General features: G+C 42.6%; 13 protein-coding genes. 5 read left to right on the top strand and 8 right to left on the bottom strand.

Annotation, left to right across the window (positions count from 1 at the left end):
* The first annotated feature begins 15 nt into the window (after window positions 1-15).
* From porW to G9X62_RS01975, 3 genes are read left to right on the top strand one after another with little or no spacing between them, the layout of a single operon-like run.
* The gene (gene porW / locus G9X62_RS01985) at window positions 16-2049 is read left to right on the top strand and encodes a type IX secretion system periplasmic lipoprotein PorW/SprE (protein WP_223131143.1); all 2034 of its coding nucleotides are present in this window, start codon (window positions 16-18) and stop codon (window positions 2047-2049) included.
* Window positions 2046-4367, top strand: a complete 2322-nt coding sequence (locus G9X62_RS01980) for a penicillin-binding protein 1A (RefSeq protein ID WP_223131142.1) — start codon at window positions 2046-2048, stop codon at window positions 4365-4367. The genes porW and G9X62_RS01980 overlap by 4 nt, the downstream gene beginning before the upstream one ends.
* Window positions 4364-5833, top strand: coding sequence for an FG-GAP repeat domain-containing protein (locus G9X62_RS01975; RefSeq protein ID WP_223131141.1), 1470 nt, complete (start codon window positions 4364-4366; stop codon window positions 5831-5833). The genes G9X62_RS01980 and G9X62_RS01975 overlap by 4 nt, the downstream gene beginning before the upstream one ends.
* Here the strand turns inward: G9X62_RS01975 and G9X62_RS01970 are convergent.
* The 3 genes from G9X62_RS01970 to G9X62_RS01960 form a co-directional block, all read right to left on the bottom strand.
* Window positions 5830-9315 carry a VCBS repeat-containing protein gene (locus tag G9X62_RS01970; protein ID WP_223131140.1) on the bottom strand — a complete coding sequence of 1162 codons (3486 nt, stop codon included), beginning with the start codon at window positions 9313-9315 and terminating at the stop codon, window positions 5830-5832. The two genes, G9X62_RS01975 and G9X62_RS01970, sit on opposite strands and share 4 nt — an antisense overlap.
* 77 nt (window positions 9316-9392) lie before the next feature.
* A complete protein-coding gene (locus G9X62_RS01965) occupies window positions 9393-11141 on the bottom strand; it encodes a RagB/SusD family nutrient uptake outer membrane protein (RefSeq protein WP_223131139.1) in 1749 nt (582 codons plus the stop codon).
* Window positions 11142-11172: 31 nt separating this feature from the next.
* A complete protein-coding gene (locus tag G9X62_RS01960; RefSeq protein WP_223131138.1) occupies window positions 11173-14406 on the bottom strand; it encodes a SusC/RagA family TonB-linked outer membrane protein in 3234 nt (1077 codons plus the stop codon).
* Between the two features lie 494 nt (window positions 14407-14900).
* On the opposite strand from G9X62_RS01960, the gene uvrC reads away from it, so the two are divergent.
* Window positions 14901-16703, top strand: coding sequence for an excinuclease ABC subunit UvrC (uvrC, locus tag G9X62_RS01955; RefSeq protein WP_223131795.1), 1803 nt, complete (start codon window positions 14901-14903; stop codon window positions 16701-16703).
* Here uvrC and nuoK read toward each other — a convergent pair.
* The 4 genes from nuoK to G9X62_RS01935 are packed head-to-tail and all read right to left on the bottom strand — an operon-like array spanning window position 16700 to window position 20612.
* On the bottom strand, window positions 16700-17005 hold the full coding sequence (gene nuoK / locus G9X62_RS01950; RefSeq protein ID WP_223131137.1) for an NADH-quinone oxidoreductase subunit NuoK: 306 nt from the start codon (window positions 17003-17005) through the stop codon (window positions 16700-16702). The genes uvrC and nuoK overlap by 4 nt on opposite strands.
* A complete protein-coding gene (locus G9X62_RS01945) occupies window positions 16998-17504 on the bottom strand; it encodes an NADH-quinone oxidoreductase subunit J family protein (protein ID WP_223131136.1) in 507 nt (168 codons plus the stop codon). Before G9X62_RS01945 ends, nuoK begins: the two co-directional genes overlap by 8 nt.
* Complete coding sequence (locus tag G9X62_RS01940) at window positions 17501-18199, bottom strand: 4Fe-4S binding protein (RefSeq protein WP_223131135.1); 699 nt, start codon at window positions 18197-18199, stop codon at window positions 17501-17503. The genes G9X62_RS01945 and G9X62_RS01940 overlap by 4 nt, the downstream gene beginning before the upstream one ends.
* Window position 18200: 1 nt before the next feature.
* On the bottom strand, window positions 18201-20612 hold the full coding sequence (locus tag G9X62_RS01935; protein ID WP_223131134.1) for an alpha-ketoacid dehydrogenase subunit alpha/beta: 2412 nt from the start codon (window positions 20610-20612) through the stop codon (window positions 18201-18203).
* Window positions 20613-20744: 132 nt separating this feature from the next.
* On the opposite strand from G9X62_RS01935, the gene G9X62_RS01930 reads away from it, so the two are divergent.
* Complete coding sequence (locus G9X62_RS01930) at window positions 20745-21122, top strand: DUF1573 domain-containing protein (RefSeq protein ID WP_223131133.1); 378 nt, start codon at window positions 20745-20747, stop codon at window positions 21120-21122.
* A gap of 54 nt (window positions 21123-21176) precedes the next feature.
* On the opposite strand, the gene G9X62_RS01925 is transcribed toward G9X62_RS01930, so the two are convergent.
* Window positions 21177-23018: a hypothetical protein gene (locus tag G9X62_RS01925; protein WP_223131132.1), complete on the bottom strand. Its 1842-nt coding sequence runs from the start codon at window positions 23016-23018 to the stop codon at window positions 21177-21179.
* Between the last annotated feature and the right edge of the window lies 1 nt (window position 23019).

The raw sequence follows: 23019 nt of genomic DNA, 5'->3' as shown, positions 1-23019 counted from the left end.
GTTCTTTAGAACCTTATGCACCGGAGTCTCGTCATTCTTTTTCTAGCCCTCAGCACTTGGTCTTGTTCACAGTATAGCAACAAGCCCATGGCCGTTGCTTTTCACAATGTGAATGCGAAATACAATGCGATTTGGCAGGCTTCTAGATTAGACAAAGAACTACAGAAAAAATACTTTGCAGAACGCAAAGAGAGCTACAACTCCGTTTTACCCATTGTCATCCCACGCGATTCTAGCTTCAAACAAGGTAATGAAAAGGACATTAAGGAATTGATTCGCAAAGCTTCTTTAGTGATCGATCGGCACCAAAATTCCCATTACATCATCGATGCCTATTTGCTCATTGCGCGAGGTCGTTTATACCAAAATGACCTAAAAAACGCCATCGAAACCTATAAATACGTTAATTCATTAGACATCAGACCTGAGGCTCTAATCGCCTTATACGAGATCTACTTGCAACAACAGGAATTTAGTTCCGCTGAAAAAATAGAAGAATTTTTGAGCGAAAATCCGTTGAATACAAACGAGAAAAAGCAGTTTCTTCTCTTGAAAGCTTATTCTTTTCAGCTGTTAAACGAACCCATTAAAGCCGTTGCCGTATTACAAGAGGCTCAGCGCTATTTGAAAAAGGGCGAAGAAAAAGCCCGCATCTCTTTCATCATGGCGCAGTTATTGAGCGAAAATAATCAACCCGCTTTGGCATTAGATAACTACCGAGAAGTACTAAAAAATAAACCAAGTTACGATTTACAATTACAGGCACATCTGGCCATCAACCAACAAGAAGGCAATTTAGCGGCTTTGCTCAACATGCTAAAGGACCCAAAGAATGAGGATAGTAAATCCCTTATTTACGTCAAAATTGGTCAATACTATTACGGGAAGAAAGACTTCAAAAAAGCCAAGGAGAATTGGGAAAAGGGTGGAGAAAACAATCCCAACAAGGGCGAATTATACTTTCAATTAGGAGGCTTGTTTGCGAAACAAATGAAGGATTACGACCTAGCAGCCCACTATTATGATAGTGCCGCAACTTATCTCGCTTCGAATCATCCGGATTATGCAAAGGCCCAAAAACTCAAAAAGTCCTGGGGAACCTACAGCGGCTTTGCGAAACAAATTAGCCTGCAAGATTCCTTGCTCCGCTTAGCCAACCTAAGTCCGGCAGCCTTGCATGAGTTATTTTTAAAACAACAAAAGGACACCGTTAAAACCGTGGTGCAGAAAACAGCTGCACCCATTTTTACCCGACGTCCCTTTAACGCAGATCAACAAAACTTCTATTTCAACAATGAGCAAGCCCGTATTCAGGGGGCAATCGAATTTAGTAACCGCTGGGGGAATCGAACGTTGGAAGATTTTTGGAATCGAAAAAACAAAAATGCCACGATGACGCAAGCTGTTGCGAGCAATGTACCTGTTGAAAAAACGGTCCGCACAGAATCAGTGCTAGAAGATAACTGGCTAAAATCCATTCCTTCGACGCCCGCAGCTAAGTTAAAAGCCGCAAAAACGATTGAAGAAACCTTGTTCAAACTAGGAAAATTAGCCCGCTTGGAATTAGGTGAAAATGAATTAGCGAACACGACTCTTAAACGCTTATTGGGAGAATATCCGAGTACAGCATTTGAAGCGGAAGCCTTGTATGTGCTTTATTTAAGCAACGAGGGTGCTGCAAAAACCACCTTCCGTTCCCACTTATTTGAACGCTATCCTAGTAGCTATTTTAAGACCATGATTCTCAAATTAGAGAATGGCACCTTGTCTGAAAACAAAGAAATTTTAGCCCAAAAGAAATATGAGGCAGCCTTTGAACGTTTTGAAGCTGGTCAATTTACAGAAAGCTACGAGGCATGCTTTTTTGCCCAACAAAACTACCCGGGTAGCAAATTGGAAGATAAAATCGTATTTTTAATGGCGCTTTCAAAAGCAGGTTTACACGAGACGGCAGATGCGAAACGAATGTTGGAAGAATTTATCCAATTATTCCCCGCAAGTCCGCTAGTAAAAGAGGCTTCTGAAATGCTAAAGCTGATTAACAAATGATAGAACCTATAAAGGAATCTAAATTGAATAAAATTACCTTAGCCTACAAGATCTTTGGAGGCACACTCCTATTTGCCATCCTGTTTATTACGGCGGTGAACTATAATTTTCTGTGGCTTTTTGGGGGAATGCCCAGCTTACAGGAATTAGAAAACCCGAAGAGCCAAGAAGCCTCTCTTTTAATTTCAGAAGATGGGGAGGAAATCGGCAAATACTTTAGAGAAAATCGTAATCCGGTGGAATTCGAGGAACTCTCACCCATCTTAGTGAACACCTTGATGGCGACGGAAGATGCGCGTTTCATTAGCCACTCCGGCATTGATGTGCGCTCTATGGCGCGCGTATTGTTTTCTTTTGGAACATCCGGCGGAGGTAGTACGATTTCCCAGCAATTAGCGAAGAACCTCTTTCACACGCGCTCCTTAGAATACGGGGAAGACGATCCCATTTATATGGGCTTGCTGATGAAAGTAGGAGGGTTGAAGACAGCGATTGCCAAAATCAAAGAATGGATTCTAGCCATCAAATTAGAACGTCGCTATACGAAGCAAGAGATTTTGGCGATGTATTTAAACGAAGTCAGCTTTGGTAATAATGCTTATGGCATTCAAGTTGCTTGCCGCACCTATTTCCAGAAAAACGTACAAACCGTCACCTACCCAGAAGCGGCAACATTGATCGGTTTATTGCAAAATCCATCCTTGTATGACCCGCGCATTCGTCCAGAACGCACGTTAGCACGTCGAAATACGGTTCTAGGTCAATTAGCGAAATACGAATACTTGACAGAAGAGGATGCGGAAAAGATGCAGGCTGATCCATTGAATTTGAAATACAAAGTAGAGAATCAAAACACGGGTGCTGCGCCGTATTTACGGGAGTCAATCCGAAAAGAAATTTTGGGAATCATTCAAGAGATCAACAAAGACCGCCCAGAAGACCAACAACTCAATTTATATACCAGCGGCTTGCGCATTCATACGACCATCGATTCGCGTATGCAGAAATACGCGCAGGATGCAGTTCAAGAGCATATGAAGGCCCAGCAAATTGCGTTCAACCAGCATTGGGCGGGCAGAAATCCGTGGGTAAATGAAAAGATGCAAGAGATTAAAGGCTTCATTTCAACGGCGATGAAACGCACGCAACGCTACCGCGATTTAATGGAGGCCTACAACAATGATGAGATGCGGGTTTGGGAGGAATTGAATCGTCCCATCAAAATGACCGTTTTCTCTTACCACGGGGATATCGACACGACTTTGAGCCCTTTGGACTCGATGCGTTATTACAAACGCATACTAAACGTGGGTATGATGTCGATGGACCCGACGAATGGCCACGTGAAGGCTTGGATAGGTGGCATCAATTACAAGTATTTCAAGTATGATCATATCGCCCAAAGTAAGCGCCAGCCAGGCTCTACCTTCAAACCATTCGTTTATGGGGCGGCCATTGAAAACGAGATCGCGACACCGTGCGATAAATACGTAGATGAGCCGGTGACTTTTGGGACAGAGGATGGATTAACAAACGACACGTGGACTCCCCAAAACTCCGACGGCAAATACAGTTACGAAAGTTTAACCCTTCGCCGCGCGATGGGTCGCTCAATCAACACGATTTCAGCCAAACTAATGAAGTCGCTTGGGGCTAGCAAAATCGCGGACTTCGCCCACAAAGCAGGTATAACCAGCTCCCTTTACGAAGGCCCATCCCTTTGTTTAGGCACATCCGAAGTCTCCGTATTCGAACAAGTGTCTGCTTACAGCACCTTCGCAAATGGAGGGGAAAAAATCGATCCCATTATCATCTTAAAGATTACGGATAAAAACGGAGTCGTGCTTCGTGAGTTCTCCCCTACCGCTAAAGCTGTTATGAAGCCTGAAACGGCCTATCTGATGACCTTCATGTTACAAGGCGCGGTACGCGAACCAGGTGGAACAGCAGAAGGCCTGAACCGCAGCTTCATCGCAGCTGGAAATGAAATCGGTGCTAAAACGGGTACTACTTCGAACTTCTCTGACGGTTGGTTTATGGGTGTCACCCAAAAATTAGTCACCGGAGTTTGGGTAGGTGGCGATGACCGAAGCATTCACTTTAGAAATATTCAACTAGGACAGGGTGCTAAAATGGCGATGCCAGCCTTCACTAAGTTTATGGAAAAAGTCTACAGCGACCGATCTCTCGCTTTAGATGGCTACCAAAAAATGCCTTTTATCAAACCTGAAAATATCGCCTTTGACTTTAGTTGTGTGGGAGGAATCGGAGGAGATTCCACCCTGACTAGTTCAACCGCAACCGCCTTACCAGAATGAGAATTGTAGCTATTATTTTTATTGCTTTATTGACTTTTGCTTGTAGTTCTAAAAAAACAGGAGAAGAGTTAGCTAAAGAAAATTGTAGTTCTTGCCACAAGTTTCCAGACCCGAGCCTTTTGGACAAAAAAACCTGGAACGACCAGGTTCTGATAGATATGTCCTATCGCTTAGGTATGCGCAATAAATTTGAACTAGCCGCTAAAATTCCAGAGGAACAATTCCAAACAGCCGTAGCGATGAAAATCTATCCAGAAACGCCGGCCATGAGTGTGGAAGATTGGCAGGCAATCGTCGATTATTATGTAAGCAATGCGCCCGAAAATGCGCTTCCTCAAAAAACAAAAAGTCCTATTTTAACGACTCCGCTGTATTTTAAACAAGAAGATTTCATTTCTCCTGCCTATCAGTCAGGCAGAATCACCTCCGTTAAAATACACCCCAATAAAGCGGAAGCTTGGTTAGGGCTGAATACAAACGAAACCCTTATTTTAGATAGTAAACTTCACGTTAATGCTACCCTTAGAACACCAAGTCCTACTGTTCATACGGCCTTTCTACAAAATAACCATTATCTATTAAGTGTAGGAAAAATACTGCCGAACGATGAAAAAATCGGAGCCTTGTATGAAGTTCTGCCTAAAAATAAACTAGTCAAATTAGTGGATGGCCTGAAGCGTCCCGTTGATATGCAAGTAGCTGATTTTAATGGCGATGGAGCAATGGATTATTTGATCTGCGAATATGGATTCCAAGCAGGTCAATTAGTTTGGGTTGATGGAAAAAGCAAAGAGAGACACGTATTAAAGTCACAACCTGGATCCAGAAACGTCATTATAAAGGATTATTCGAAGGATGGGAAGCCTGATATTTTAGTGTTGATGGCAGAAGCGAATGAAGGCGTATCGCTCTTTATTAATAAAGGAAACGGCCTATTTGTGGAGAAGCCTTTGCTTCAATTTGACGCTGTTTGGGGAAGTAGTTATATGGAAGTCGCAGACCTAAACAAGGATGGATTCGATGATATCATTATTTCCAATGGCGATAATGCGGATAACTCCATCATAAAGAAGGCCTACCACGGCGTTCACCTCTTTTTGAATGACCAGAAGAACAATTTCAAAGAAGGGTATTTCTACCCAGCCTATGGTGCTACTAAAACACTTGCACGCGATTTTGATGGGGATGGGGATGTCGATTTAGCGATGATTGCCTTCTTTTCTGAAAACGACAAAGGCAAAAACGAATCTTTTTTATACTTCCAAAACCAAGGCAAATTACAATTTCAAGTCAGTAACTTAAACCTTCCAGATGATGCTCGCTATATGTCAATGGATGCTGGGGACTTTGACAAAGATGGAGATATAGACCTACTGCTAGGCAATTTTCAATTTGGAAAACCAAAGCCAGGCGTTAAACTAACACCTGGCCTTCAAGTTAGACTCTTACGTAATTCAATCCACTAATTGAGTTTTGCTCCCTTAGGAATAAAGCTTTGTGCGCTAGCGCTTTGGCTCAAATAAGAAGAGCCATAGTTCCAATCCATCTTTTGTTTGTGACCGTTCAAAGTATATTTAAACGACGCACCAGGCTTTACTGCAGCTTTTACAAATGAACCCGTAGGCTTAAACACTTTCATCGGTCCTCTGTTCTGCATAGCGATAAAGGCTAATTCTGAGCCAACTTGAATACCCACTAGGGATTTTGCATCTGCAGGCACCATCATCCCAGAATTCTGTGCATAAGTAAAGCCTTTGCCATTGCCTAATAATACACCACCATTGGATGCATCATAACGACCCATCGCTACTTCATTCGCAAAGTTATTCCCCACGAATAGGATATCTAGATAACCATCCGCATTCACGTCCAATATCTGCATCCCATTCAATGAAGAAAGCTGCGCCATATCTGGCAAAGCTTGCGCTTTAAAATGCCCTCCACCTAAATTCTCGATATACATCGAGGCATTTTCGGTTAAAGATAATTTAGACGCTTTTACCTTTTCCTTCTCTGTCAGAAAATCATCCTGTGTAATCTTACCATAGTCTTTGTAGTATACCCAGCGCTGACGAGTCGAATTCAATTGTTTATGCACGTCATCTTTGCCAAACAAAGGCGCAGATACCGGCACTCCAGACGCGCTTTGGAAATACACGAAAGGGAACACATCATACACGCCATTTCCATCCACATCTCCGTGTAATACATCCACCGGCTGTTTCGCATTCGCACGCAATAAGGTATTCTTACCCATATTACCGGCCACTAAATCCATATCTCCATCCTGGTCAAAATCCGCCGCAGCTACAGAACCCCAAAGTCCCGTCATCTCCTCTAACCCCGTCTTTTCTACCTTAACTAAACGGCCTTTCTCATTTTGGTAGACATGAATCGGCATAAACTCCCCGGCCACGACTAAATCTGACCAACCATCGTTATTCAGATCCGTCCAAATCGCATCACAAGCCAGCGCCGGTTTCAATAAATCAGGTGCCCATTTAGCTGTCGCATCCGTGTATTTAATCGTTCCTGCTTTCGAATCATTGCGCAATAAACGAGATGGCGTTCCTTGAGGATAAGAGAATGGCACATTACGACCACTCACAAAAAGATCTAAATCACCATCCTTATCAAAGTCCACCGCTCTCACAGCCGCATTACTCTCTGTGAAACTAGGCAAGGCTGATGTGACTAAACTAAAGTTTCCTTTTCCATCATTCGCATAGACCACATCTTGGAAGTTAGAAGCTCCTATTTGACTCTCTGTGCCCCCTCTGGCAATATATAAATCCAAATCCCCATCCTTATCCATATCAATCAGGAGCGAACCTAAATCCTCCCCTAATTTTTCCTTTTTCTCCGCTGTTCCCTCCAGGAATTTCTGTACGAATTTTCCATTTGCCTGCTGTAAGTAGAATATACCCGAGTAAAACTTAGCTCCTCCCACGAAGAAATCCTCTAAACCATCGCCATTCACATCCCCCACTGAGGCTCCTGGGCCTAGTTGAGACATTTTAAATGGAATTAAACTCTGGTAGTTAAAATCGATAAAATCGTATTCCTTATGCACATCCGTTAATTGCATTTGATTTGTCACGTCTTGCATTAAAGGTGCCTGTTGTTGATATAAGGAAACATAAGGCTGCTTAGCATCGGCTAATTTTACCTTTAAAATTTGATCCAGACCCGGCTTTGTGATCACCTGCATGGAATCATTTGGCCAAATAACCCGCAATTCTTTAATCTTTTGCTTCGCGCCTAAACCGATATGCGCCACGGCTTCCACACTAGATAAATAGCCTCTATAAGGTGAATTCTCGTAATAGAAATAAGTGCCATCCGCATAAACACCTTCGATACGGGTACCGATTCCTTGCGTATTTTGGCCCTTTCCTTCAAACTTCACCCGTAAATAATGCCCTTTATCTGCATTCGTTTCTACCGTATTGTTCTTATAAACAAATGCCTCGTCATTGATATTATTCACGACGTAATCAAGGTCACCATCATTATCTAAATCCCCATAAGAAGCCCCATTCGAAAAAGACGGACGCTGTATTCCCCACGCCGCACTCACATCGTCAAAGTGCATTCCGCCCTTATTCTTAAACGCATAATTATTCACTTTAATCACGGGCATTTGCGCTAAAAGAATCGCATCAGACGCTAATCGCGCAGAGTTCGCGCGGTATAACATAAAATCACGGTCCGTCACGTCACGCGGGAAACCGTTCGTGATCATCAAATCACGGAAACCGTCATTATCAAAATCCGCTAAGGATGGGCACCAGCTCCACTCTGTCTCTGCAACACCTGCTAGCAAGCTTATTTCTTGGAAAGGTGCTGGAGAACCATCTGCCTTTTTACCTGCATTTAGTTGCAAGGAATTACGCATATACTGGTAAGTATACCCGTGTAAATCACTGTTTTGATAGGATTGGTAACTATTAGGTGGTGCTAATTGCTTCTTACGCTCGTTGTCCTTTGGCAACATATCCAAAGCCACGATATCCGGACGTCCATCATTATTGATATCCGCTACGTCGTTACCCATGGCGGACAAACTAGTATGCTTAAAATACGCTTTTGCCTGATCCGTAAATGTCCCATCGTGGTTATTGATGTATAAAATATCATCCGACACATAATCATTCGTCACATAGATATCTGGCCAGTTATCTTGGTTGATATCACAGATATTAATCCCTAAACCATATCCCTCAATGGTAATTCCAGCCTCTTTCGACACATTCGTAAACACGGGATGATTCTTTTCTTTCGACCAATCATTACGGTACAAACGATCCGTATTCGGATAGGATCCATCTGTCACTTTAGGGCGATATAACGAGGGAACTTGATCAATAACATCTGTCAAAACATAGAGATCTAAATCTCCATCCCGATCGTAATCAAAGAAAGCCGCGTGCTCGCTATGGCCATTGTCGTTAATTCCATACTCGGTAGCCATTTCTTTAAAGCTTGGTTTCCCGTCTTTAATCCCTTGGTTAACGAACAGCATATTCTGCCGATCTCGTTCCGCATTCTTCATCGTTGCAGAAACATAGACATCTAATAAACCGTCACCATTAATATCCACTAGACTAACACCAGAACACCAACGGTCTTTGGTATCCAAACCAGCGCTCTTACTTAGCTCCTCAAACTTCATCTCACCCTTGTTCAAATACAGCGTAGCATTTGCTTGAGAGCCTGAGAAAATCACATCTAACAGTCCATCATTATTAAAATCTCCCATGCCCACACCGCTTCCGTTGTAGAGGTATTCATACTTCAAAATAGATAAAGAATCGTTCTCCACGATCTTGTTTGAAAAATGAATACCGGTATCATCACCGGATAAAAGCTCGAAAGTCGTGGCGTTTTTACAAGAGAAAACTAGCAAGGTACTAGCAAGTACTAAATAGACGTAAATAGGCTTCATAGGGCATTTTTAAACTTAAGCGAAAATAAAAAAGGTGGGATTAATATCCCACCTTTTTTAAGAAAAATTAGAACAAATTAATATCCTGCGTTTTGCTTCAATACTGAAGAACCTTGGATATCGATTTGAGCTTGTGGGATAGGTAAATACTTATCCGTTGCTTGGTAAGAAGCTCCACCAAACTTAGTTACTAAGAATTTAGACTCGTACGATAAATAAGCATTTAACGTAGTAACGTCTGTACCCCAACGAACTAAGTCGAAGAAACGGTGACCTTCTGTAGCTAATTCTAACATACGCTCCATACGAACTGCTTTTTGAGCAGTAGCCTTGTCAGCAAATGCTGTGTAAGGTGCGATTACATAGTTAGCCTCAGGTACTCCACCTTTCATTACGAAACCAGCAGGGTTAGCTGCACGAGCACGAACTAAGTTCACATACTCTAATGCTTTCGCTAATGTACCCGCTTCGATTTCAGCCTCAGCAGCCATTAATAAAACGTCTGCGAAACGAATGATGTTGAAGTTCATTGTAGCATAACCACGTGTCCAAGAAGAACCATCAGTTAATGTATTCTCTTGACGCTTGTAGTAAACGTATTTCTTAGGTGAGTAAGGACCTGCGTACGTTTGATCACGAATCCAGTTCTTACCAGGGTGCTCGATCCAGTCTAAGTATTGGATACCACGACGACCGATAGTGTGGTCAATACGAGGATCTAATGGACCTGCATCTTCAGTAAATGCTGCAGAAGAAGCGATTTTAAAGTCATTCTTCACTGCATTTGCATCAGAGTTGTAATCTGGAGCACCAGCTGTTTCAGTTAAGATAGGTAAACCGTTAACTGTACGATACGCATTCGCTAAAGAGAACGAAGGTTGGAAGAATCCGCAGCAGTTACCTGGACCATCAGAACCCGTGTTGTATGGGTAGTTCAAGTCATCGAAACCGTTCGCGTTATTCACGTTACCTGTATTCATCGAAGATTGGATAGCGAAAATAGCTTCTTCGTTGTTGTCATTCTCCGCATTGAAGATTTCAGCAAACTTAGGAACTAAACCGTATTTCTTACCATTTGTAGTTACACCGTTAGCGATAACGTCAGTAAACTTAGCTTTCGCATCAGCAAACTTTCCTTGGTACAATAACGCTTTTCCTAAATAAGCTTGAGCAGCCCATTTGTTAGCGCGACCTGCAGAAGAAGACGTAGCTGGCAAGTTAGCATAAGCAAAAGCAAAATCAGCTTCGATCTTATCCCAGAATGCTTCTGTGTTAGCTACTTTTTCGATTCCTTTTCCGTAATCTTGTGTCTCATCAACATAAGGAACAGAGTTGAATAACTTCTTCAATTCGAAGTAGAAGTGACCACGTAAGAAACGTGCTTCCCCGATGATACGAGTCTTATCTGCAGCAGATAATTCTTTCGAACCATTTGCTAAGTTAATCGTCGCATTACAACGAGCAATACCCTCGTATTTTGCTTGCCATGTAGAGTTCAAGTCACCATCTGTTGGTTGAACTTCATAACGTTGCATAGGGTTGATTGACGTAAAGTCACCCGCATCCGTACCTTTGTTGTTCTCACCACCACGGATAGAACCCCATACCCAGTTATTACCTGCAGCAAGACGAGTATATCCTTTTGCAGCTAACTGAGCGTAAGCACCAATTAAGGTACCTTCTACACCTTCTTTAGAAGATAATTGCGCTTGAGCCAAAGAGGCTGTTGGCGGAACTTCTAAGAACTGATCTTTACAAGCGAAGGTCAACGTAAGAGCTGACACACTCACTAAAGCTATTCGCTTTAAAATCTGATTATTTTTCATTTTTATATTCTTTAAATTTGGCTTTCGCTAATTAAAAACTCAAGTTGATAGATGCGTTGAATGAACGAGTCACTGGGTAGTTACCCACATCAATACCAAATCCTGTATCAGCAGCACCACCAACACCAGGATCTAAACCTTTGTATTTAGTAATAGTGAAGATATTGTTAGCTGACAAAGTAAACTTCGCACGCTTGATACCTAACTTAGAAGTATAATTCTTAGGAATATTGTATCCTAAAGAGATGTTTTGAATACGAATGTAATCACCATCTTCTACATACCATGAGTTAGCAGCACCTGAAGTCGACATGTTTGAATTTGATTCCCAAATCGGAGCAGCAGCGCTGTTTCCTAATTCTGGAGTCCATGATTGCTTCGCACGCTCACCTTTACCTGATCCTTCAAACGTTCCGAAGAAGTCTGTAAACCACTTAGATTGGTTCCAAATTTTGTTTCCAGCTGATGCATATAAATACGTTGCGAATTCAAAATCTTTGTAAGTCAATCCAATGTTGATACCACCTGTGTAAGTAGGAACTGGAGAACCTAAGAACGTACGGTCATCAGTAGTAATTTTACCATCACCATTGATATCAGCATAACGGAAACGACCTAAGCCTTTACCATCTTGCGCTGGAGAAGAAGCTACTTCAGCAGCTGAGTTGAAGTAACCGATCACTTGGTAACCGTAGAAAGAAGATAGAGAACGACCTACTTCCATACGTACTGGCGTGATTCCACGGAATGCACCACCTGTTAAGTTTGTGATACCTGGAGCAAATGCTACGATTTCGTTCTTCAAGAATGAGTTATTGAATGTTAATTCATATTTCAAATCTGAAGTTAAGTTACCACGGTTGATGATTTGGAAATCAATACCTTGGTTACGCATCTTAGCAACGTTTACTGAAGGTGCAGAAGCTGAGTTACCTACTACCGCTGGAAGAGGTACGTTGAATAATAGATCACGAGTATCTTTTCTCCAAACGTCTAAAACTACTTCCCACTTACCATTGTAAAGAGTTGCATCAAAACCAATGTTCATTGTTTCTGAAGTCTCCCACTTCGCAGCTGGGTTACCAATACGAGAACGGAAGTATCCTTCGTTCGCTCCTGATGATTGACCTTCAATTGCATAGAATGAAGTACCACGGTTAGCAGCGTATAAAGAGTACTGGTTAGCAGGGTCTACGTTATTCGAGTTACCCATTAAACCCCAACCACCACGGATTTTTAAATCAGAAATAGCAGGAAGATCTTTCATGAATTCCTCAGAAGTTACTCTCCAAGCAGCAGATACTGCAGGGAAGATACCATAACGATTCTCAGAACCGAAACGAGATGATCCGTCACGACGAACAACTCCCGTTAAGTAATACTTCTCATTGAAGTTATAGTCTAACTTAGAGAATAAAGAGTAGAAATTAACACCAGAATATAAACCTGAGTTAACTACAGGAGATTGTACAGATGATAAAGTTACGAAATCCGTATCCATTGAGAATGGATTGATACCTGAACCAGAGATCTGACGACCAGCACCTGTGTTCAATGCTTCCATACCTACTAACGCTTTAACACCATGTTTTCTCCATTGGTATTTGTAAGCAGCTGTATTTGTGAAAGTATAAGCGAAGTTATAACCAGAACCTTCATAGAATGAGTTAGAAGCCTCTGGCTCTGAATCACCTAAATATTTGTAGTTATAATCTTTGTATGCATAACCTGCATATTGACCACCGATTGAAGATTTGATAATTAAATCCTTGATTGGCTCATACTCAACGTAAACGTTACCGAATGCAGACGCATTGTAGTTGTTATCGTTTGAGTTGTTACGTAAGATTTGACGAACTGGGTTACGTGGGTTGTTAAAACCTGCAGCCTTAGTAGATGCAAAGCTTCCGAACTCATCGTAAACTGGAATCGCAGTAGGCATACGGTAAGCAGATAAGATTACTGATTCATCAGCAGCCACACCTAAACCGTTGTTACCACCCGCTTGACCACGTACTGAACGATATGTCATTTGGATGTTTTCTCCTACACGTACTTTTTTACCTAAATCAAATTCTGAGTTGAAACGTGCTGAATAACGTTTGAAATCATTTTGAATCAAGATACCTTGTTGCTCTTGTCCAGATAAACCTAAGTAGAAACGACCAGTTGAAGTTCCACCTTGGATACCTAATGAGTGACGCATTGTAGTACCAAAACGAGTGATTTCATCATACCAGTTAGTACCAGCTTTGTTTGTTTTGATTACGAATGTGTTCAATGGATTAGAAGCAAAAGCTGCTTGAGCTGCTGCCATATCACCAGAGTTTACACCATTTGCGCCATTGAAGTGCAAGTAAGTAGGTAAAGTAGCTTGCGCTGAAGTACCATATTGAGGGTGAGTATAACCTACTGCCGTTCCGTTAGCCGCCGCATTGTTACGGTAAGCTACGTGAGTCCAGTCTGCTTGCTCCTGTGGAGTTAACATTTTAGCTACACCACCTACGTTAGGATCAGTACCACCATACAATCCATCATAAGTAACAGTAATACCTTTATTACGCGTACCACGCTTCGTAGTGTAAACGATTACACCATTCGCTGCACGAGCACCATAGATAGAAGCCGCTGCTGCATCCTTAAGGACCGTAACTGACTCGATATCATCTGGAGAGATAAAATCTGTTGTACCTACTGGAACTCCATCAACTACGTATAATGGTTCGTTACCACCAAATGCACCAAAACCACGTACACGGATGATACTGTTCGTACCTGGTTGTCCGTTAGTGATCAAAGTAACACCGGCTACACGACCTTGTAATTGTTGCTCTACGTTACCTGAAGGAGAGATTTGTAAATCTTTCGCTTTAACGATAGAAGCAGCAGCTGTAGATTCCTTCTTGTTCGTTACAGAGTAACCTGTTACGATTACCTCATCTAACTGAGAATTATCTTCTGCTAACGTTACATTGATAGAAGTTTGTGAACCCACTGTAATTGATTGAGACTTATAGCCTACAGCTGAGATATTTAAAACAGCTGATCCAGATTTAACAGTTACAGAGAATGTACCATTAACATCTGTAGTAGCTCCTGTGTTTGTTCCTTTTACTAAGATACTTACACCTGGAATTCCCTGAGAATCTGTCCCAGAGACTTTACCTGTAACCTTACGGTCTTGGGCAAATGACGAAAAGCTTCCTAGCATCACTATCGCTAGCAAAAGAAAGCTTCGTAGACTTTGGTAAAAATTGTTTTTCATAATAAAGATTAAGTTAGTTTTTAAATTAAATTTTGGGTTTCATGTGTTAAAGTTCGATAGGCCTCCTTTCTGATAATGGTTAATAAATAATTTTACGTTCTTTAAATAGGTTTAACTGTCAAACAAATCTTTAAATAGTACAACGTAGGATGGCGAATGATTCGGAAATAGAATACCGCCCACAACTATGCTACACTATTACATACTGCCAAATATGTCCAATTCTTACAACCTGCACAAGTTTTCGCAAGATATTTTTTCATTTTTTTTATTTTAAATAGAAGTATTCCCTTAATGCGCTCTAAGAAGGCCTATTTGATCTGTTGAATACAATACAGAAGACGTCTTTGGTCGGCAGAATTGCGGTTTTTGTCGTGATTTCACCTTGTCTTAATCACCTGATAACAGAGAGGTAATCTGAATAAATGAAAGAAGTAGTCACCTTAGATAATTACAAAAAACACAAAGAAGAGATTTTTGCTTATTTTTGGCCTATGTCTACTTTTGACCCTAAATCTATCCTACCCACCTTACCCGAAGATCCGGGGGTGTACCGCTATTTTGATGAAAGCGGAACCATCATCTATATAGGGAAGGCCAAGAATTTAAAAAACCGGGTTAGTTCGTATTTCACGAATACAAAAGGCAAGGACAATAAGACGAGGCGACTGGTTTCACAGATTAGGAAGCTGGAGTTCACGATTGTTCACTCGGAATTTGATGCACTTCTTTTAGAGAACACGCTTATCAAGCAATTTCAACCGAAGTACAACATCTTATTAAGAGACGACAAGACCTATCCGTTTATTTGTTTAACCCGCGAGCGTTTTCCTCGCTTAATTACAGAAAGGAGAATTAACCATTCCTTGGGAACGTTTTTTGGCCCCTATGCGAATCCCAAATTAATGAATGCGCTTCTCGAAATGTTGCACCAGCTGTATCCTTTGCGGACTTGCGCGTTGAATTTAAAGGAGTCGAACGTAGAAACAGGGAAATACAAGGTCTGTTTAGAATACCATATTGGGAATTGCAAAGGCCCTTGCGAGGGTTTGGAGCAAGAGTCCCGCTATATGGAATACATCGATCAAGTGTCGCAAATTTTGAAGGGGAATTACCAGAAGGCGAAGACCTTTTTTATTGGCCAAATGCAGGATGCCTCCACCCGCCTCGCTTTTGAGCAGGCACAGGAGTGGAAAGAGAAGTGGCAGCTATTGGAAAACTTCCAAGCGAAGTCGACTGTCGTGAATCCTTCTATCCACGATGTAGATGTGTTTTCGATGGTGTCGGATGAGTCTTTGGCCTATATTAACTTCATGAAGGTCATCAATGGGACGATTTTACAGTCACAGACCTGGGAGGTGAAAAAGAAATTAGAAGAGGATGAGGCGGAGTTGTTAACGATGTTGATTTGGGAGAAGCGCGATCAATTTCAAAGTAAGGCCAAAGAAATTATTACCAACATCCCAATGTCGATCGAATTTGAGGGCGCAAAAAATACGCTGCCTAGTCAAGGCGACAAGCGGAAGCTATTGGATATGTCTTTGAAGAACGTCTTGTACTTTAGAAAAGAGAAGGCAGATCGCAAGGCGGCGGAAGAAAGTGGTGGCGATCGCAAGATGCGCGTGATGATCAAGTTGAAAAACGATTTGCGCTTGAACGATTTGCCTAAACACATTGAATGTTTCGATAACTCGAACTTGCAAGGCACAAATCCAGTTTCTGCGATGGTGTGTTTCAAGAATTCGCTACCATCTAAGAAAGATTACCGCACCTTCACACCTAAAACGGTCGAAGGTCCGGACGATTTTGCGACTATGTACGAAGTGATTACCCGTCGGTATACACGACTTTTAGAAGAAGAAGCTGAATTACCTGATTTAATCATCGTCGATGGAGGAAAAGGCCAGCTAAGTTCCGCTTGTGATGCATTGAAGGCTATCGGTTTGTATGGACAAATCCCCATCATCGGCATTGCGAAGCGTTTAGAGGAGATTTATTTCCCTGAGGATAGCTTGCCCTTATATATTGATAAGAAATCCGAGTCACTGAAACTGATTCAGCAGTTGCGGGATGAGGCGCACCGATTTGGGATTACGGCACACAGAAATAAGCGGAGCAAGAATTTCATCGTTTCGCAATTAGAGACGATGGATGGTATTGGGAAGTTGACGGCGTCGAAGTTGTTGAAAGCTTTTGGGACGGTGGCACAACTGAAGGAGGCTTCAGAAGAGGATTTGGCCAAAGTCCTAGGCAAAATGAAAGCCCTCAAATTCAAAAAGCAATTAGAAAACCTCTAATATTCGGATTTGAACTGATCCACCTCGATCGCGCGGTAGTTTCGATACACTTGCAATACAATCGCCAAGGCAATCGCCATCTCGCAAACACCCACGACTAACACGAAAACACTTAGATACAGGCCTTGCAGCGAAGGATCATTTTTCGAAAAAGCCACCAAGTTCAAATTCGCCGCATTCAAAATCAATTCGATACCCATTAACACGAAAATCGTATTCTTCTTTAATAGCAAAATCGATAATCCCGTCGCAAACAGAAAAGCAGACACCCACAAGAAATAGATTACTGGAATATCAGTCATGGCTCTTCGCGACAAAAGTGGCGCCTATTAAGGCAATCAATAAAAACACACCTGCTAATTCGAACGGAAAGGCATACTCGGTCAATAAGCCTAGACCTACTTCCCGTAATTTAGAATCACCGGTCACCGGCAAATTATTGATCCAAGGTCCTTTCGTGAATAACCAGAAAAGGCCTAAGAAAAAAGATAATCCAATCGAAAAAGGCAACAATCGACCTGATTCCCGCGTCATCAAGTGGTTCTTCCCGGTGGCTGAATCCGTTTGATTCGTTAACATAATCCCAAATAAGATCAATATTAACACCCCTCCCACATACACTAATAAGTGCGCGACCGCTAAGACGTCCGCATAGGCTAAGACGTACAAACCGGCTAAGCCGAGCATGGTTAAGAACATGGCCAAAGCCGCGTGCAATAAATTCTTCGTCCACAACATTGATAATGCGCTTCCGCACGTCAATAAGGCTAACACCAAGAAAGCGACAACTAAGGGACTCATTCGGTGTCTGGTTTTGGCTTTGGTTTAAAACTAGGCTTGAAAGCTGGTTTGAAGGCTGGTTTAGGAGTAGCAGGTTTTTCTTCTGATGTTTCAGCAGTTGGCGCTTCGGTAGGTGCTGCCGTTTTCGCTGCCTCTTTCGCCGCTTCCTTCTCTGCTACAAATTGCTCGTACAGCGCACGTTTTTCAGCCGCTTGCTCGGGTGTCAAATTCGCGAATTCAAAGTTATGTTCTTTTACGTCGAAGACAGAGAAATCATATTCCGAGGTCATCGTCAAACATTCTGTCGGACAAACCGTGGTACAAAGGCCGCAGAAGCAGCATTTGGACATATCAATATCAAATTTCGCGGCATATAATCGAATAGGTGAACCATCCGATGCCGTTCCTACTAAACCCGTCGCTTTGATCGGATCGATTTCGATGCAATCCACCGGACATACTTTCACACATTTATCACAGACAATGCAATCGTCCATCTCATTGTGTAATTGGTAGCGTCCGTTAACGGGAGTAGGTATTTGTTGCTGCGGATATTGTAGCGTTACAATACCAGCCTTTTGATTAAAATAATCAGGATCTTGGACATTTTGAATGCCACGCTGGTTGCGGGCCGCCCAAGCGTGCTTCCACGTCAAAGCCATCCCCTTTCGAGTGCTTTGAATTCCATCCAATATCGATTTGAAATAGGCTTTCATCTTAAAAATAGATGGCTGGGTAGGTCGAAGGATCCGATTCGCGCATGATTTCGTAGACGGCATCTACGATATTTTCTGTATTCGGTTTGGAGAAATAATCCCCATCCGAACTATAGGCAGGACGGTGAGCCGTCGCTGCGATACAAACGGCTGGACTTTCTAACCAGGTAAAGGCTCCCTGTTTGTCCAACACCTCTTGCATCATATAGGCAGATGCGCCTCCTGGCATATCTTCATCGGCAAAAATAACGCGGTGTGTCTTTTGAATAGAAGCCAAAATGCTGTGATGGCGATCAAAAGGCAATAAAGTCTGTGCATCAATTACTTCCACAGAAATTCCTAATCCCGCCAACGTCTCCGCCGCTTCCATCACAATCCGGCACATCGAACCATAGGTCACCACGGTAATATCAGTCCCCTCACGCAATATTTCAGGAATGCCTAATGGCACCTCAATTTCTGTCAAATTAGACGGCATGGGCTCTTTCAAACGGTATCCGTTCAAACATTCGATCACAATACCCGGATCATCGCCCTTTAAAAGCGTGCGGTACATACCCGCCGCTTGAGTCATATTACGAGGCACACAGAAATGTACTCCCCGCAAACCATTAATTAAAACGGCCATCGGACTTCCAGAATGCCAAATCCCCTCCAAACGGTGACCCCTCGTGCGAAGAATCATGGGTGCTTTTTGACCTCCTGCTGTTCTATAATGCAAACAAGCCCAATCATCCGACAAAATAGGGAAAGGGTAAAATATATAATCCAAATATTGAATCTCAACAATAGGCTTTAGACCGCGCATCGCGGCACCAATTCCTTGGCCTACAATACTTACTTCGCGAATACCCGTATCCGTTACTTTCAATGGACCGTAGATATCTTGTAACCCTGCCAATGTTTGATTCACGTCCCCTATTTTCCCTACGTCCTCTCCTAAGATAAATACGCGTGGATCTTGCAAGAACTGCGAAAATGCCTTGTTTAAAATCTCTCTTCCGTCTACTAAGGACGGCTCTTTTTCATAGGTTGGCTTAACCCCTTCAATCAACAAAGGCGACTCGTCTGACTCACTCATTTGATGCGAGCTAAAGCGTCTTCGATTCAATTTTTCGAGGTCATCTAGCCATTTACGTAGCAACTTAACCGCAGGCCCTTGATAGAAACGAAAAGCACGCAAAGTCTTGCGACCAGCCCGCACTAAATCACTAAAAATAGGATAAGGAAGGGCGTTTAATTCATCAATAATGGGCTGCAATAACCCTGGCTCATTCGTGGACTCTAACAGGTTCTTTGCGATACGTAAAAACCCTTTTTTATCCACATCTACTGAGGCCATATAGGCTGCAAAGGCTTCTTTTTGGTATTTACGTGCTAAAATAACAGCCTCCTCATCGATCGCTTTTAGCTCTTCTTCTGAGGCGATTTTTTGAGACAATACCCATTGACGGAATAACACGTTACAATCCGCCTCTAACTCCCACGCTAGACGCTCAGCTGACTTATAGCGTTCATGTGATCCGGACGCGGAGTGACCTTGTGGTTGCGTACATTCTACCACGTGAACTAAGCAAGGAACAAAGTCCTTTCTAGCTAGTTCTGTTGCCTTTTGATATGCCGCCACTAAACCTGGATAATCCCAGGCTTTCACTTGTATGATTTCTAATCCTTTTTCCAGCTCATTACGCTGATAACCAGCTAGAGCCTTCGAAATAGATGATTTTGTCGTTTGAAACTCAATAGGAACCGAGATTCCATAACCATCATCCCAGACTGAAAAGACGATGGGAATTTGTAATACTCCAGCGGCATTGATACACTCCAAAAACATTCCTTCAGACGTGGATGCATCCCCAATCGTGGTGAAACAAACTTCTTGACCTTGTTTAGAGAAAAGCGCCTCATGCTCTTTCAAATCCGCTCTTTCGCGGTACATTTTAGAGGCATAGGCAATGCCTAGAGCGCGTGGAATTTGACCTGCCGTGGACGAAATTCCTGCTACCGTATTGTAACGAGAAGTTTGGTCTAACCATTTTCCGTCCTCATCTAACCAGCGCGTAGCATGGTGATTATTCATCTGACGTCCACCTGAATGCGGATCAAATTGAATGTCCGGATGACCGTATAATTGCGCGAAATACTGTGGCCATGTTAAATCCCCGATCGCAGCACCAATGGTTTGGTCTCTGTAATAACCAGATATATAGTCACCGGGGCGCATGGAACGCGCTAAAGCAATTTGGCACAACTCTTTACCATCCCCATAAATACCAAACTTCGCCCGTCCAGAAAATACTTCTTTACGCACCAAAAGACTACAAGCACGGCTAATAGCAGCCAAACGATAGTCCTCGAGCACCTGGGCAGGATCGAAGGAAAGTGAAGGATTAGAAAAAGTAAATGAATTCAAATGCTTGGTCTTATTAAACACGTAAAAATACAACAAAATCCTCGGCGTCCAAACAGAATCCGGACAAGAAACTTGCCGAAATCTTTTATTGTTTATAGATTTGAATCGTATATAAAACCAATGAAATTAGATATGAAAAAATTAATCGCCCTATTTGCGCTTGTTTTAGGCTTTGCCTTCACTTCGAACGCGCAAGGTGCTTTAAAATTCAAACAAGAAAAGCACGATTTCGGAACAATCACGGAGGGAACAATCGCTACCTATAGCTTTGAATTCACGAATACAGGAAAAACTCCAGTCGTTATTTCTAACGTTCAGCCATCTTGCGGATGCACTACTCCAGATTGGACAAGAGAGCCAGTTATGCCAGGTAAAACAGGTAAAGTAACGGCTTCTTATAATTCTGCAGGTCGCCCAGGAAACTTTAACAAAACGGTTACCGTGATTAACAACGGTCAAGTTTCTCAAATCGTTTTAGCGATTCAAGGTAGCGTAGCTGCAAAGAAATAAGCATAATATTACTTATAAAAAAAGCTCTCTGTTCATCGCAGAGAGCTTTTTCATTTAGTCGCGGTTCTTTAGCCCTTCTGTTTCTCTCAGACCATTAATCCAACCTGCGATCTTTAGAACGTCCGCCTTAGGTACATGACTCATGGGCGCCATTTCCGTAGCAAAGTCTGGCCAGTTTTGCGGATTAGGTTTGTATACTAATTCTAAAATCTTCTGGTTCGAATAATTACGTTTGGCGATTTCCGTAAAGGCAGGTCCTATTAATTTACTGTCTTTCGCGTGGCAAGCGGAACAAGTATGTTTCTTCAATAGACCCGCAATCCCTAATTCATAACCCATCGAATTTTTTACCACTCTTATTTCTGTCACCTTCGTGAAGATTTGATCTTGAGGTGCCGCCGCCACTAAAGCAGGACCCGCTGGAATCTCATTCAAGGTATAATAAGCCGTTTCGTGCAATAATGGCTCCCCTTTCTCATTCAACACCCCTTTCAAGGTGAATTCATGGATAAAGAACTGGCGAATTCCATCAATGGAAATGCGTACTTTCTTGCGATCTGCTGACACTTCCACCCCTTTGATTTTCAAGTCTTTTAATTCGATAATCGGGCTACCATACTGGTGTTGATATTTGTATATATACGACCGAATCGCATAAGAAGCGGCTTTCTTCACGGAATTCACATCCACTGGCTGTGTAAAGCTAAACTCAAAACCATCTGACTTCGCTTTGATCATATCGATTTCGAATGGCATATTTCCATTCCAAAACAATCGTTGCAAACCGAAATCATCTTTCCCAGTACTTCCCCAGCCACGAGAGGTCATACCTACGAACATGCTACCATCCAAGCCAAAACGTTCGCGCAAAATACCCGACTGGAATCCCTCGCGGTAGTTGATGGCAAAACCTTGGTACACCCCATTCACTTTCTCCAGCCCCATACGCATTACCTTGGATTGCCCTTGGTCTGCCACGAAATACTGGCCGGGAAATGGGCTAAACTTGCCCTTAGTGGTGTCTTGCAATATGTCTGAAGTGGAAATCCCCATAATCGCGTGAGGAAACCAAACAGCTGGTAATTTGATCTTAGGATTTTTCTTCGCCGCCTCAAACATAGGCGAACCATTATCTTGAATCTCTTCTAAGCTAAGTTTCAAGGGGCTATTGGGTTCTTTCGCCCATTTAAGACCGCCTGGATTCCCAGCAAATTCACCCTTAGCTAAATGCGTGACACGACCAGAACCGACCCAATCTCCTTGGTTTTCGCCGTAGAACAAGTCTCCCTCCTCGTTAAAACTGTAACCCGCTGGAGAACGCAAACCACCGGCAAAAGGCTCTAATTTGCCGTCTGGGGTGATTTTCACGAACCAGCCACGCCATTTGGCAAACTTCCCCTCGCCAAAACCTACCCACGCTAAATTCAAACTCACCCACATATCTCCGTTCTTATCAATCACAGGGCCATAGGTGTATTCGTGGTAGTTTCCAGACAAATCAAATTGATAGATCGGCTCATATAAATCCGCTACTCCATCGCGATCGGTATCCGAAATCTTTGTTAACTCGCCGCGTTGTGAGCAATAAAATGCGCCATCCTTGTAAGCCAAGCCTAACACCTCGTGCAATCCGCTCGCGAAACGACGGTAATAGGTTTGGTGACTTGTTTTTTGGTAGGGATTTTCCACAATCCAAATCTCCCCTCTCCGCGTACTGACCGCCAAACGGCCATCCGGCATCGTTGCCAAGCCGCCCACCTCTAGATAGATCTCTTTGGGGATCGGAAGTGTCTTAATTTCGTAATAATCTTGCTCCTTTTTAGGAGCCGGTTTTGTTTGCGCAAACGCCCCTAGGGCTACTGCAAACAATAAAACAAAGGCTGTATATTTTTTCATC

This window comes from Aquirufa lenticrescens (genome assembly GCF_019916085.1).
Classification (GTDB): domain Bacteria; phylum Bacteroidota; class Bacteroidia; order Cytophagales; family Spirosomataceae; genus Aquirufa; species Aquirufa lenticrescens.
Note: the sequence above shows the minus strand (reverse complement) of the source record. Positions and strands in the feature narration are given on the sequence as shown.